The following is a 14,544-nucleotide window of genomic DNA, read 5'->3' as shown; positions in this document are numbered from 1 at the left end:
CCTAAGGTGACTTTATATTTTTGTGGTTGAGGCCCTTTTTAGGAGGTTGGAGGCACAAATTCCATTAAGGTACGATAAGCTACAAAGCGGTTTTTGTATCTTTCGTTTAACTCTGCCTGCAAAGCCGGAGCAAATATTTCCTGGTATTGGTTGTAATTATCAAGTGTTTCTGCAACGTATTGTGCACAATAAGTTACCCCTTCGTTTGGTGAATCTACCACCTTTAATAAACGGTGAGAAACAAACAATTCTGTAGCCATAACCTTCGGGATATGAATATCCTGCATCCATTGTAACCAATCTTCAGCAGCTGCTTCATCAAGTATCAGCGTAACATTATATAAAAACATATGCAAAGATAATTAATAAATAACCGTTTAAAAATCAATGTTAGTTGTTTTTATTCTTTTAAGTGCTAATAATCAACTAAATTTGCAGGCCCAATTGTTGAAGCATGATACGAAGTAACGACTCTCAAAAAATTGATAATTCGACGCGAAATTACATTTACACAGGTTACCTAACGGCAATTTTTGGTGGGATTCTTGGCCTTGTTATTGGCTGGGATCTGATGAAAAAGAAAAGGACGGTAAGTACCAGAGAAAAAGTTTTCTCTTATTCGCTATCCGATCGGCAACATGGTGCCAGGATATTGATTTTGGCCGGAATCTGCTTCATTTTGTTGTTAACACTAACTATTATCGCATTAGATGCATAGTTAACATTTGTATCTAAATGATAACCATTACCACATCATCCACAATAAATGACCTTGAAGGAATTCTTAAACTTCAAAAACAAAATCTAAAACAAGATTTAACCGCTGATCAAATAAAGGAACAAGGTTTTGTTACCGTTTCGCATTCAATTGATGATCTGGAGAAAATGCATAAATACGAGCCTAATATCATTGCAAAAGATGGAGATTTGGTTGCTGCTTATGTACTTGGAATGACGGAACAATCAAAAAACGATATCCCAAGACTGGTTGAAATGTACGAAAGCTTTGATCATATTTTATATGAGGAAAAATCCGTAGCAGCATATCAATATATCGTAGTTGGCCAGGTTTGTGTAGGGCAGGCCTACCGGGGAAAGGGATTGTTTGATCAATGTTATAATGCTTACAAAGATTATTTTAAGCCAAAATACGATTTTGCGATAACTGAAATTGCCAGCATAAATTTACGATCGATGAATGCCCACAAACGCATCGGCTTTAAAGTAATTCATACCTATACCGATAATAGCGAAGTAGAATGGAATGTTGTAGTTTGGGATTGGAGGAAGTAATTGGTTTTGCGGTGGGCGTATGGCGTAATTTAATTTGTTATAAACAATTAGCCGCATAAAAACCACCAATCAACTAGTGGCTAATGAACCAAGGCACTATACCCCATCACCGCGTAAATTTCTAAATCTTTTTCTGGCTTCTGCGCTAAACATGCTTCCCGGATAATCAGTGATCAGTTTCTGAAAATAGATTTTTGCCTGAGCAACATCGTTAAGTTTCTTTTCGTAAATATCGCCCAGCGTAAAAAGTGCATCATCCGTCCAAATGCCGTCTTTAAAATCTTCAGTAACTTTTTTTAGGATGTCGGCTGCTTTTTGAAAATCATTTGCCTTAATAAAAATCCTTGCTTTGCTCATTAAAATGGCATCAGCCAAACTGTTCTGAGGATAGGCAATTGCTATGCTGTCCATTTTTTTTACCGCCCGCTACAGGCAGGTTCCTAAATAAAAGCATTTCTGCATCGGCGTACATTTTTAGTGCATTGCTATCCGCAGGTGTTTGAATGTTATCGTTAATCAATAAACTCAGGTTCAGGGCATCATTTGCAATCAGTTGCGAGGTAGCGGCTTTTAAAACCAGGCATTGGCCATTGCTGTATTCAAAATTACCTTGATAAAAAGAAAGCTTTGCACTTCTAAAACGTGCTTCGTTGCCTACCGTTTGTCCTTCAAACTGTTTACTTACTTGTTCGTACACCAAAAAGGCTTCCCAGGGCTGGTTGGTTAAAATGTAAATGTCGCCAAGATCCAACTTCAACTGGCCAAGTTCCTGATCATTTATCCCGGGCATTTTTATTGCTTCTTCCAGTTCTTTCTCTGCCTTGCCGGGTTGGTTTAAATAATATGCTTGCAGGTTGGCCAGTTTTTTAATCGCAAAAAGTGTGTTCCTGTTCTTCCCATTCTCATCCAATAAAGCCTGGTAATCTTTTGCAAGCAGGTCAAGCTCGGCCACGGTATATTTCCCATTTGTGCGCAGGTTGTACCTGGTATTCAGCATTTCAATTTTCGATGGCAGATAATATTGGCTATCCTTTCCTTTCGTTAACAGGTAATCGTAAGCTTTAATGGCTGTTTCATAAGCACCATTATCAACAAAAGTATAAATGGCATTAAATAATGTACCACCGTCGGCTTTGGTGCGTTTATCAAAAGCAATCAACTGGCGAAGTGCCATATCAAATTCCTGTTGCTGAATATAATTCCAGGTAAGGAGCTGAATATAAATTTCGGCATCCGGCTCTTTCTGGATTTTTTTTAAAATCGCCGACTGGAAAGTCTGATAATCGTTTTTATCTTCAAAAATAGAAGAAAGAACAGCTTCTGCCTGTGGTAAAAGCTGCGGCATGGTGCTCAATGCATCAAGATATTCCTGCATGAGCATGGGCTTATCCTTTTTGAAACGATAAATATTCAGCAGCTCAAAAGTAAAAAGCTGATCATTTCCCATCAGTTTTCTGCCCTGTTTAAAGGTTTGGATGGCAAAATCATAATTTTCAAAACGGTAAAAGCTATTGGCTAAATTCCTGATCTTAAACTCATCTTTGGTAAGCTTGCCAATTACTTCGGTAAAAATTTTATTTGCCGCCTGTACATCTCCCTTTTCCTGGTAAAGCTTGCCCAATGCTATGGGATAAAGTTCACTCTGCTGATTTTTTTTAATCTCTTTTTTTACGAGTTTTTCGGCCACGTCATAACGCTTCAATTTTACTAGGGTATTGAAATAAATATCAAAATAAGCTTCATTATTTGGAATGGCATATAATTTTTCGAGTAAAACAACCGCTTTTTCATAATCTCCATCCTGATAGTATTGAATGGCTAAGGTACTTTCATCGGGTGCAACCTGTTGGTTGGGACGGAAAATCTGTGCATTTGCCCCAAGTGTTAACAATAAGAATAGGATGAAAAGCAAACGGTTCATAAACCCTAAATTATAAGTTTTAAATGTAACATTTTAATACATCTTTAGCTAAAGCACCAATTGATATTAAACGTATTTTAAATGTTACCTGTATTTTATTTTGTAGCTATTTTATAAATACTAAATTGACCCACAACTTATTATTGTATGCATAAGTAACATTGTTGGTGTAAATCGCAGTTAAGTTGTTATGATACTTATTTTTGTCGTCCCGTAAAGGATTTATTTATGCTTAAAAGAGTTTTTCTATTGTTAATGGTTGCATTGATCTGGGCTTGTAAAGGTTCCAACAATGAGATTATTCCTGTAGATGATTTTTTTAAAACGCAGGATAAAGCCTATTACCGCATCTCGCCAGATGGCAAAAGCCTTTCTTACTTAAAACTTCAGGATAAAAAACTCGATCTTTTTGTTGAAGACCTGGCAACCGGAAACAGTGTGCAGCTTACTCATTTAAACGGAAAAAGTATCAGTTTTCATTTCTGGACAAGCAATAACGAACTCATTTATTATACCGAAGATGAATCTAAAGAACGTAAGTCGGATATTTTTGTGATCAATAAAGATGGAAGCAAACAGGTGCAGTTAAGTGCTAATGAAAAAAGCCGTTTAAGGGTTATTGAAGATCAGCTTATTGATGATAAATACATTATTGTGGCCTCTAATAAACGTGATTCGACCGTTTTTGATGTTTATCGCCTCAACGTGCGGAATGGTAAGATGGATATTGCAGCAAAAAATCCAGGAAATATTACCGAATGGATGACGGATAACAGGGGAGTGTTAAAAATTGCTGTTGCAAGCGATGGTGTAAATGAAACGCTGATGTACCGCGAAAACGAAAACCAGCCCTTTGCGCCCGTTATTACCAATAATTTTGAAACCACTTTACAGCCCATCGCGTTTTCAGAGGATCAACCGAATATACTTTATGCCATTTCCAATGTTAACCGCGATAAGAATGCACTGGTTGCACTCGATTTAAAAACCGGGATGGAAAAACAGGTTCTTTTTGCCAATGATACCCTAAATGTAGTTGATGCTAAATATTCCCGTCCACAAAGGAAAATGCTTTTTGTAACCTGCGAAACCTGGAAAAAAGAAAAGTATTACCTGGATGACAGTACCAGGCTTACTTATTCTAAAATAAATCAGCTTCTGCCCGGCACAGAATGGAAAATTATGGATAAGGATAAGATGGATAAGTTTTTTGTGGTAAGAACATTTACCGATAAAAATCCGGGATCTTATTATTTATATACCGCCAGCGAAAACAAATTAAAAAAGCTTACTGATATTAGTCCTTCCATTAATCAGGAAGACATGAGCAGCATGAAACCCATTTCTTTCAAAAGCCGCGATAGTATAAATATTAATGGTTATTTAACGCTGCCAAAAAATAGAAAATCAGTCAATTTACCTGTTGTGGTATTGCCACATAACGGGCCCGGCGGAAGAAATAGCTGGGGTTACAATGCCGAGGTACAATTTTTAGCTAACCGTGGTTATGCCGTTTTACAAGTAAATTACCGGGGTTCTACCGGTTATGGAAAATCTTTTTACGCCGCTGGCTTTAAACAATGGAGTGATAAAATACAAGATGACGTTAATGATGGTGTAAAATGGTTAATTGCGCAAAAAATTGCAAACCCTAAAAAAATTGCCATTTATGGTAATGGTTTTGGCGGTTACATTGCATTAAATTGTTTGTATAAAAATCCCGATCTTTATAAATGCGGTGGATCAAATTCTGGTGTAATTAACCTGTTTAGTTACCTTAAAACCATTCCTCCGTTTTTAAAGGCGAATTTGCAGATGTATTACGAAATTGTGGGCAACCCGGTAACTGATACCGATTATATGCGTTTTGCATCACCCGTTTTTCATGCCGATCGGTTTAAATCTCCTGTTTTTATTGCACAAAACCCAAAAGATCCCCGTGTAAATGTAGCAGAAGGCGTTCAGTTTATTAAAGAGTTAAAAAAACGTAATGTTCAGGTTACTTATATCGAAAAAGAAGAAGGACCCAACCCGGTAATGCGTCAACAAGGGCGAACTGCTTTGTACAAAGCTTTAGAAGAATTTTTACAAGAAAACCTAGGTAAGAAATAGGGTATGGCCTTAGATAAAAAAAGTGGTTACCGCAAAAATTTCTCTCTTGGTGTAACCTTTATTGTACTCATTTCCATCCTTTTTATCCTTTCGCTTTTCCTGGCCTTCAACTACAGTAAAAAATCGATTGAGAATGATTTTGTATCCGAAAAAGTAAATGTACTGGAGCAAAGTATAAAGCCCTATAACGACTTTTTTCAGAATAAAATGCCTGAAATTTCTTACTATAGTGGCTACCTCGATTCTTCCACAGCATCGAAGTTTGTAGATACAGTAATGTTAAAATATCCGTTTATCTCAAAGGTTACTTTTTACGATACAGAAGTGAAAAATATGCCCGTTAAAGATGGGATAAATGCAAACCACCTGGGTATTGGCCCGAAATCAATTTTCCAGTTTGGAAAAGGGGTAAAGCCCGATTCTGTAAAACTTTACTCAGAAGATGATACCCGATCTTTTAATGTAGGGAGTGATTTTAACGCAATCGCCATCAAACTCGCAACATTTGTTGAGGATTTAGATACCGCATCAGTACCCACACAGGAAAAATTATTTACAAATTTTTCAATCGTTAATTCCAATGAAAATAAAATTACCTACCTCAATATTCCCAGTCGTGAAGATTTAAGGGTATATAAAGATATGATCAGGCATAAATTAAATCCAAGCCCTGTTTATCAGCAGGATGTAATGGTATTTAATCTTGATGCATATAAAATTAAAATTATAAATACCAGGCCTTTATTGTATCAAACCATCAGGATAGAGCCATTAACTTACGATCCGATTGATACCTCCGACGAAAATATAAACACCGAAATTGCGCTGCCAGGTGCATTTTCTGATTTTAAGCTGTACCTTATATCCTCGAAATCTTACATCAAAAAGGAAATTTTTATTTACTTCATGCCAATTGCCCTGGTGCTTCTTTTAGTGTATGGCGTGCTTTTACTGGTGGCTTTTTTAATTTACCGGAACCTGAACATCAATAGTAAAATGTTTAAGTTGCAGTACGATTTTGTGAATAACCTTACCCATGAGTTTAAAACACCTGTTAGCGTAATTAAAATTGCAGGGAACAACATTAAAAGTGCTACCGCATTAAGCCAGAAAGAGCAACAGCTTTATGGTAAAATACTGGATGAAGAAGCCGACAAGCTGAATGGTTTGATGAATAAGTTGCTGGCTTTTACACAAATTGAAAATAAGGCAATTAAGCTTAATCAGGAAGAAGTTAATATTGTTGATTTTATAGAAAGCACCATTGAATCGCATACGCTTAAACATCCCGATTTTAAGATGACTTATGAGGTGGTGGGTTTTAAAACCTTTATTACCGATCCGGTGTTAATGGGAAGTTTGTTTGATAACCTGGCAGAGAATGCTTACAAATATTCCAAGCCTGAACAGAAGAAGCTGCACATTAGTGCAAAACTGATTAAAGGTGTACTCGTTTTCCGTTTTACGGATAAGGGAATAGGTATCGCAGCGTCAGAATTAAACAATATATTTAAGAAGTTTTTCAGAATTCAGAATGAATATAATCAAATGGGAAGCGTGGGCTTAGGTTTGGCATTCTGCAAAGAACTGGTTAACTTTATGGAGGGAGAAATCTCGGTAAAAAGCAAAGTAGGAAGTGGCACTGAATTTAAAATTGTATTGCCGTATAACAGTTGAAAAATATAAAAAATTGAAAGGTTTTAATACGGTAAGTTAAATTTCCAACATTACAACCTGCATATAACACACATACAAATGTCTAAAGAAGTAAAAATATTAATTGTAGAAGATGATGAAAATCTTCGCTTTCTTGTAGCTCACCGTTTAAAAGCAGAAGGATATATCGTGCTTGAAGCAAATGATGGCGAAGCTGGTGAAAGAATGATTGTTGCCGATCAGCCTGATATTGTTTTATTGGATTGGATGATGCCAGGTAAACAGGGTGCCGAAGTTTGTGAAAATGTGCGCAAACAGGGTTTCGAAAACCTGATCATTATGATGACTGCCAAGGCACAGGATGTAGATAAAATTGATGCTTATAATTTTGGTGCATCTGATTACATCACCAAACCATTTAACATGGATGTTTTAGTGGCCATGTTAGAGAGTAAGGTGAAATTTATTGTAAATAAAGATACTGCCGAAATTCACCGTTTTGGCAACATGGAACACCATCCAAATATCCATACCTTATTTAGAGATGGAAAGAAAATCGAATTAACGATACTGGAAAACCGTATCCTGCTTTATTTCTTACGTAATCCGGGTAAAGTAATTAACCGTGATGAACTGATGCTGGTTGTTTGGGGCTATAACTCTGATGTAAACACCAGAACGCTCGATATGCATATTGTGCGCTTACGTAAGAAGATAGAGTTGAATCCGGATAATCCACAGTTGTTGCAAACTGTTAGGGGCGTAGGGTACCGTTTTAACGCGGGATAATTACAATGTGCCATCAAATGGTACAGGCGTTTTGAGCCGACGAAGCAATCTTACAACAATCGCTACTAGCATGTGCTTTAGGATTGCTTCGTACTCGCATCAATGGCGATAGCTTTACTGAAGCCTGTAAATGGTAGCCTGTTGAAGAACCATTAAAGCATTTCGACAGGCTCAATGTGACATTTACTTAAGGTATTTACAATTATGCCCTTTTCAATGTGAAAATTGTGATTTCAGGTAAAATACCAACCCTGCCCGGATAACCTAAAAAGCCATAGCCCACATTAACATAAAGCTGTTGTTTCTGCTCTTGATACAAACCCGCCCATTCTTTATAAATATATTGCACTGGGCTCCATTGAAATTCTTTTAAGCGAACTCCAAACTGCATTCCGTGCGTGTGCCCGCTGAACATGGCATCTATCTGAGGATATTTTTGCAAAACTTCTCCACGCCAATGCGAAGGATCATGACTTAGCAAAAGTTTAACAGGTAAATCATCGGTATCTTTAACCGCCAGCTCCATCTTTCCATATTTAGGAAAACGGCCCATGCCCCAGTTTTCAATTCCTAAAATACCAATCTCTTCGCCATCAACTTTTAACCTGCGGTTTTCGTTCATTAACAAATCATAACCCATTATTTTATGCACATCAACCATATCCTTCAGGTTTTTTACCTTAGCAGGCGATGATTCTTTTCCAAAATAATAATCACCATAATCATGGTTACCAAGTGATGAAAATACGCCTAATGGAGCCTTCACTTTAGCAAAAATATCCTGGTAATCTCTTACTTCATTGGTGAGGTTGTTCACCAAATCGCCTGTAAAAAAGATAAAATCTGGTTTTTCGCCCAATAGCATTTCCACGCCACCTTTTACAGCGGTTTTGTTGTAAAAGCTTCCCGAGTGAATGTCTGAAATTTGACCCATTGTTATGCCATCAAAAGCCTTTGGCAGGTTAGGAAGAATTAAATTTACCCGTCGCACCTGATAATCATATGCGCCTGAAATAATTCCCCAACTTAATGAGGTTAAAGGAACAGCCGCCGCTACCAGGCCAGCTTTAACCAAAAACTGAGAACGGGATATAGGTTCTTCTACAGTATCTGTACTGTTTTGAACTTCTGCTTTTTTACTTTTTCTAAAAATTTTAATAAATAACCGGCGTAAATCATCCAGTACCAGAAATGGCAGCATGGCAAGTTTACAAGCTACCGTTAAAAAGAAAGCCACTAAAATTATGGCCCTTAAAGTGAGGAAAAGGTTAAGGTAAATTCCGCAGAAAACACCAAAAATTAAAAGCAGACTATAACTCCAGTATAAAATAGAAAATACCTTCCGGGTATTGGGTTTCCACTTTTTAAAAACGGCAACAATGGCTTTAAAGCAATAAATATCAAATGCAATTATGAAAATGCAGGCAGCAATAATAAAAGGTAATCTTCCCATATGGTCGGGTTATTCGATTTAAATATTAAATAAGGTAGGTTTAATGTGTCTAAATTAACAAACTGTTTAATTTATATTCAATAATAATTTTGCAGCTGTTAATAAATAGCTGTTTTGCCAATAATTTTGTGACAACTTTTTATATGATTTAAAATTTGCTCACACGTTTGTGACCAAATTTTATGTGACAGAATTTTTTGTCACAATTATTTCTGTCACAAATAAATATTTGTTTCATTTTTCAGTTTAATGATCAGAATTGAATAAATTATCTAAAATCCGTTTAGGGTGATCTAAAAAGGATTTATAAACCCTGTAAACTTCCGATTCCTCATATTTTACTTTCTCAATCTGGTTTGCCGTCATTTCATATATGGTAGCATTCGGGTAGGATAATAAAATTGGAGAATGCGTAGCAATAACAAATTGAGCATTTTTATTTACCAGGCTATTCATTTTAGAAAGCATTGCGATTTGCTTCGTAGCAGAGAGTGCAGATTCGGGCTCATCAAGTATGTAAACACCACTTCCCCCAAAACGGTTCATAAATAGCGACCAAAACGATTGGCCATGCGATTGCTCGTGCAAGGATATGCCACCATAAGAATCTATAATTTTTGGTCCGCCCGGTTCCTCATCTAATTTATCTATTTCGCTGGCCACATTATAAAAACTTTCTCCGCGCAAAAAATAACCATCTTTTGGCTTCCTAAAACTTTTGGTTATGGTTAGATAATGATGCAGAACAGAATGCGTTTCTGAGGTTTTGAAGTTGAAATTTTTACCTCCGCCCTCTGCATTGAAACCGAGATGAACGGCAATGGCTTCAATCAAGGTAGATTTTCCCATTCCATTTTCACCTGTAAAAAATGTAACATTGGGATGGAAAGAGAGTTCTTTAAAAGATTTTAAACATGGAATGTTAAACGGATATCCATCAGGAAGGCGTTCTTGAGTAAGCCTTATCGATAAAAGATATCCGTTAAACTCCATCAAATATGGTTATCTAAAATCATCTTCATCCTCTTCCTCATCAAATTCGGCATTAAATAAACTGCCAAACATATCAGAAAAACCGAAGCCTCCATTTAAAAAGTTTTTGCTTAGTTGCGAGTATTCGGCCAAACCATGTAATACAAATTCCATTAAAAGTAAAGTTTGATTTTCACTCAGTTTCGGGTGGAATTTTTTAACAATATCGTACAAGCCTGGTACGAGCATTAACGCTTTTTTATACTGCGCATTAGTTAAACCATCGGTAACATCTACATTATTGCCATCTGTAAACCATTCGGTTACTTCAGTATAGGGGTTGGCTGTTTTGGTTTTTTTTGCTTTTTCAGGATCGGGAAAATATTTTGCAAACAGCGTTTTTACCGCTTTACCAATTAAAGTTGTTGCCACATGGGCCGGGCCTTCAAGCTCTCCTTCGTAAACCAGCTCAATTTTACCTGTAATTGCAGGAATAATTCCAGCTAAATCAGATAAGCGGACGAAGGTGTTTTTTTCGCCAGCAATCAGCATTCTTCTTTCGGCAGTGCTGATTAGATTTTCGTACGCAGATATGGTTAACCTGGCCGAAACACCAGATTTTTGATCGATATATTCACTTTTACGCGCTTCGAAAGCAATCTGCTCAATTAAATCTTTTACCAAACCATCAGCTTCAATGTTTGCTTTTTGATCGGCCGTAAGTTTTGCTTCCTGAAAAGTAATTTTACGCGAAATTTCGACAGTTTTAGGATAGTGGGTTAAAATCTGACTTTCAATCCTATCTTTTAATGGCGTAACAATGCTACCACGATTGGTATAATCTTCAGGATTTGCCGTAAATACAAATTGAATATCTAAAGGCAAACGCAATTTAAAACCACGAATCTGAATATCTTTTTCCTGTAACATGTTAAACAATGCCACCTGGATCCGCGCCTGCAAGTCTGGAAGCTCATTAATTACAAATATACTGCGGTGGGCACGGGGTATTAAGCCAAAATGAATTACACGCTCATCGTTGTAAGTTAATTTAAGCGTAGCTGCCTTTATCGGGTCAACATCGCCAATTAAATCTGCAACGGTAACATCAGGAGTGGCTAGTTTTTCAGTATACCTTTCGCTGCGGTGTAACCATGCAATTTCGGTATCATCACCTTTTGTAGCAATTTCATTTTTGGCGTACCACGAAATCGGGTTCAGCGGATCGTCGAAAATTTCACTTCCGGCCACATAAGGCACATACTCATCAAGCAGGTTTACCATTAAACGGGCAATCCGCGTTTTTGCCTGCCCGCGTAAACCCAAAAGCAGAATGTTATGGCGCGATAAAATAGCAGTTTGCAATTCAGGAATTACAGTTTCATCATAGCCGATAATCCCTTCAAATTCAGTTTTTTTATCACGGAGCACTTTAATAAGGTTCTCTCTAAGTTCTTCCTTAACGCTTCTTGATGTATAATTTGTAGCCTTTAACTGGCCTAATGTTGTGTTTTGCATATATATAATCTGTACGATTCGTTATTTACTTTTCAGTTTTTTCATAAACTCACCAATTGCAGGTTGTAGTTCTTTGAAAAGTTCTTGCCCTCTATTTTTTAAAATTACTTCAGTAAACATTTTTAAACCAATGGCAAACTCAATACTCTGATTTTCATCCTCAAAAATATTTTTGTTTTTAATGGTATTGATAATGTTGAATATATTATCATGGTTATCAAATTCAAGCGTTAAAGGGGCATTTTTTGCATCCTCCTCTTTTGCTAAAGATATTTCTTCCAATGTTAACTTATATCTATTTGTGCGTTTTGCCATGTTAATTAATACTTCATATAAACCTACGCTATACTCCGAATGCCGGCTCCCAACTATTTCACCGTTTTACGTCTGTTTTTAATATAATCTTCAAAAATATATTCGCCCAAACCATTTAATGAGCTGTAGAAAGCCCTTCCGCCATTTATTTCGGTAAATTGCCTTACAAATTGTTGCAGGTAAGGGTCTTTGGCAATCATAAATGTAGTAATCGGAATTTTTAACCGTTTACATTGTGCCGCCATATTTAAGGTTTTGTTAATTACCTTTCTATCAAGCCCCATACTATTTTTATAATATTTGCCATTTTCCTTCAAACAGGTTGGTTTACCGTCTGTTATCATGAAAATCTGTTTGTTATGCGTTTTACGGCGGCGCAATAAATCGGCAGCCAATTCCAGCCCAGCATAAGTATTGGTGTGGTAAGGGCCAACCTGTAAATAAGGCAGGTCTTTAACGCTGATCGGCCAGGCATCATTTCCAAATACCACAATATCCAGTGTATCTTTAGGATATTTCGTTTTAATCAGCTCAGCTAAAGCCATTGCCACTTTTTTTGCAGGTGTAATCCGGTCTTCACCGTACAAAATCATCGAGTGCGAAATATCAATCATCAGCACAGTAGAGGTTAAGGTTTTAAAATCTTTTTCCTCCACTTCCAAATCTCGGTCGGTTAACGTAAAATCACCAATACCATGGTTAATTTGTGCATTTTGAATCGAAGCAGTCATATCGATCTGGTCTAAACTATCACCAAAACTATACTCCCGCCTGTCGGCATTTTTTCTTCACCAATGCCCGATTGGTTACTGTTGTGGTTCCCGCGACCAGATTTTTTCAGTTTCCCGAAAATTTCATCCAATGCCGATTTACGGATCGTTTGTTCCGTTTTAGCGGTAATTTTAAATTCTCCCGATTGGTTGTCTTCCGTAAGGTAGCCCTTATCTTTCAGGTCATCAATAAAATTACCGATTCCGTAATCATTATTGGTTAATTTATATTGTTTGTCGAGTTCGTTTCAGCCAGCTTAAAGCCTCTGCTGCATCTCCAGCTGTATAATTTAGCAATTCGCTAAATAATTTAAGCAACTCATCAAACCCACCTTTTGGCGTATCGCCAGGCTTATAATCAGAAAAACGAAAACCTCTCATGTGCTTGTATTAACGATTTATCGAAGATAAAAGTTTCGATTTGCATTAATTTAAGCGCGGTGTCATATTTGGTGCCAAGCAGAAAGGTAAAAGCCGAAAGACCAAAGCATGGTTAAATTGAAACTATAAACTGTCAACTAAAAGCTGTCAAACTGATCCGGGCGTTTCCCAAGCTGCGCAAGGGTCGGGCTTTTCAGGGCTGCGCTTCGCTCCGGTACCGATGAAGGATCGGTACTGAACCCTTCCAATCCCTAACGCAAACCCCACCGTTTTAACTGCTGCCTATTAGGTTAAACTTTCCGTGTTAATCCGTCCATCCGTGGCAAAAAGGCAAAAGCTTACCCAAGCGCCATATGGTAGATCTTTTTGTTATAATCAGGGTTGGCACCAGCTTGTGAGGCTACAAAAGCGCCAACTTTGCAGGCATTATCTAAAGTGGTTTCCATTGGGTAACCTTGCAAATAACAGGCTATAAACGTGGCTAAAAAAGCATCACCGGCACCAACCGTATCGGCCACTTGTACTTTATAGCCCTTGTGTTTAAACAATTTGCCATCTTTTAACACACAAGCACCTTTATCACCAAGTGTAAGGCAAATGGTTTCGATATTAAATTGAGTAGAAAGTTGTTTTAAAAGCTGTTCGTCGGTATTGCCAGTTAAACCGAACGATTCTTTAACCCATAAAATTTCATCCTCGTTTATTTTTAATATATCAGCTTTTGCTAAAAGTTTTGCTATTAAATCTTTAGTATAAAAGGGCGCCCGAAGGTTAATATCGAATATTTTAATTTTTGCATCATCTAAAAGTGCAAGAATGGTCTTTCTTGATTTTTCTTCCCTACAGGTTAAGCTGCAATATACCAAAGCATCCGCCGCTTTAACTGCTGCAATATTTTCATCTGTTAATTTAATATCATCCCAGGCCACCGGCTGTTTAATGGTATAGGTAGCCTGATGGTTTTCATCCAGCTGCACCACAACCGTACTGGTTGGCAGTTCCGCATTTACCTGGATTAAATCGGTTGCAAAGTGGTTGTTGGCTAAAAAATTAAACAGTTCTCTACCATTTTCTTCGTTTCCAATAGCACTGATAAAACTGACTTTCTATACTTTGTTTGTGTAAGTTGAGTGCTACGTTCATGCTTGAGCCGCCAGCTTTTTTTCCCTCCGGGAAAACATCCCAGAGTATTTCGCCAATTGTAATTACTTTATTTTGCATAGAAGATTTATAGATACGTAAAATGAAGCGGCGCACGAAAAACGCGAAAGCGTTTCACGATAAATGCGAAAACCAGTGGTGTTAGCGAGGTAGACCTGGTTAATATCGGTTTGCCACAACCAACGAGTAGGTTGTAAAAAAAT

At 37.2% G+C, this 14,544-nt stretch carries 14 protein-coding genes and 1 pseudogene; 5 read left to right on the top strand and 10 right to left on the bottom strand.

What is annotated here, in order from left to right; genetic code table 11:
- Positions 1-38 precede the first annotated feature (38 nt).
- The gene (locus AC0IWE_RS26385; protein WP_471795379.1) at positions 39-350 is read right to left on the bottom strand and encodes a DUF4286 family protein; all 312 of its coding nucleotides are present in this window, start codon (positions 348-350) and stop codon (positions 39-41) included.
- A 104-nt stretch (positions 351-454) separates the two neighbouring features.
- On the opposite strand from AC0IWE_RS26385, the gene AC0IWE_RS26380 reads away from it, so the two are divergent.
- Together AC0IWE_RS26380 and AC0IWE_RS26375 are read left to right on the top strand one after the other, a co-directional pair.
- Positions 455-718 (top strand): hypothetical protein, encoded by a 264-nt coding sequence (locus AC0IWE_RS26380; RefSeq protein ID WP_471795378.1) that lies wholly within the window; start codon positions 455-457, stop codon positions 716-718.
- A gap of 17 nt (positions 719-735) precedes the next feature.
- On the top strand, positions 736-1,293 hold the full coding sequence (locus AC0IWE_RS26375) for a GNAT family N-acetyltransferase (RefSeq protein WP_471795377.1): 558 nt from the start codon (positions 736-738) through the stop codon (positions 1,291-1,293).
- A 96-nt stretch (positions 1,294-1,389) separates the two neighbouring features.
- Here the strand turns inward: AC0IWE_RS26375 and AC0IWE_RS26370 are convergent, their stop codons facing one another.
- Both AC0IWE_RS26370 and AC0IWE_RS26365 read right to left on the bottom strand, forming a co-directional pair.
- Complete coding sequence (locus tag AC0IWE_RS26370; RefSeq protein WP_471795376.1) at positions 1,390-1,704, bottom strand: tetratricopeptide repeat protein; 315 nt, start codon at positions 1,702-1,704, stop codon at positions 1,390-1,392.
- Positions 1,661-3,214, bottom strand: a complete 1,554-nt coding sequence (locus tag AC0IWE_RS26365) for a tetratricopeptide repeat protein (RefSeq protein ID WP_471795375.1) — start codon at positions 3,212-3,214, stop codon at positions 1,661-1,663. The genes AC0IWE_RS26370 and AC0IWE_RS26365 overlap by 44 nt, the downstream gene beginning before the upstream one ends.
- A gap of 228 nt (positions 3,215-3,442) precedes the next feature.
- On the opposite strand from AC0IWE_RS26365, the gene AC0IWE_RS26360 reads away from it, so the two are divergent.
- From AC0IWE_RS26360 to AC0IWE_RS26350, 3 genes are all read left to right on the top strand, one after another.
- Positions 3,443-5,326: a S9 family peptidase gene (locus AC0IWE_RS26360; protein WP_471795374.1), complete on the top strand. Its 1,884-nt coding sequence runs from the start codon at positions 3,443-3,445 to the stop codon at positions 5,324-5,326.
- Positions 5,327-5,329: 3 nt separating this feature from the next.
- Positions 5,330-7,003 (top strand): sensor histidine kinase, encoded by a 1,674-nt coding sequence (locus AC0IWE_RS26355; protein ID WP_055912983.1) that lies wholly within the window; start codon positions 5,330-5,332, stop codon positions 7,001-7,003.
- Positions 7,004-7,081: 78 nt separating this feature from the next.
- Positions 7,082-7,771: a response regulator transcription factor gene (locus AC0IWE_RS26350; RefSeq protein WP_055912981.1), complete on the top strand. Its 690-nt coding sequence runs from the start codon at positions 7,082-7,084 to the stop codon at positions 7,769-7,771.
- Positions 7,772-7,973: 202 nt separating this feature from the next.
- On the opposite strand, the gene AC0IWE_RS26345 is transcribed toward AC0IWE_RS26350, so the two are convergent.
- The 7 genes and pseudogenes from AC0IWE_RS26345 to AC0IWE_RS26315 all read right to left on the bottom strand — a co-directional run bounded on the left by AC0IWE_RS26345 (position 7,974) and on the right by AC0IWE_RS26315 (position 14,401).
- Positions 7,974-9,224 carry a metallophosphoesterase gene (locus AC0IWE_RS26345; protein ID WP_471795373.1) on the bottom strand — a complete coding sequence of 417 codons (1,251 nt, stop codon included), beginning with the start codon at positions 9,222-9,224 and terminating at the stop codon, positions 7,974-7,976.
- Between the two features lie 246 nt (positions 9,225-9,470).
- Complete coding sequence (locus AC0IWE_RS26340) at positions 9,471-10,217, bottom strand: AAA family ATPase (protein WP_055912975.1); 747 nt, start codon at positions 10,215-10,217, stop codon at positions 9,471-9,473.
- Positions 10,218-10,226: 9 nt separating this feature from the next.
- On the bottom strand, positions 10,227-11,714 hold the full coding sequence (locus tag AC0IWE_RS26335; RefSeq protein ID WP_471795372.1) for a P-loop NTPase family protein: 1,488 nt from the start codon (positions 11,712-11,714) through the stop codon (positions 10,227-10,229).
- A 21-nt stretch (positions 11,715-11,735) separates the two neighbouring features.
- Positions 11,736-12,029 carry a DUF3861 domain-containing protein gene (locus AC0IWE_RS26330; RefSeq protein WP_471795371.1) on the bottom strand — a complete coding sequence of 98 codons (294 nt, stop codon included), beginning with the start codon at positions 12,027-12,029 and terminating at the stop codon, positions 11,736-11,738.
- A 53-nt stretch (positions 12,030-12,082) separates the two neighbouring features.
- Positions 12,083-13,180 (bottom strand): annotated as a pseudogene (locus AC0IWE_RS26325) (vWA domain-containing protein).
- Between the two features lie 338 nt (positions 13,181-13,518).
- Positions 13,519-14,238 carry a carbohydrate kinase family protein gene (locus AC0IWE_RS26320; protein ID WP_471795444.1) on the bottom strand — a complete coding sequence of 240 codons (720 nt, stop codon included), beginning with the start codon at positions 14,236-14,238 and terminating at the stop codon, positions 13,519-13,521.
- Between the two features lie 4 nt (positions 14,239-14,242).
- The gene (locus AC0IWE_RS26315) at positions 14,243-14,401 is read right to left on the bottom strand and encodes a hypothetical protein (protein ID WP_471795370.1); all 159 of its coding nucleotides are present in this window, start codon (positions 14,399-14,401) and stop codon (positions 14,243-14,245) included.
- Positions 14,402-14,544 lie beyond the last annotated feature (143 nt).

The organism is Pedobacter sp. AC402 (assembly GCF_979252805.1).
Note: the sequence above shows the minus strand (reverse complement) of the source record. Positions and strands in the feature narration are given on the sequence as shown.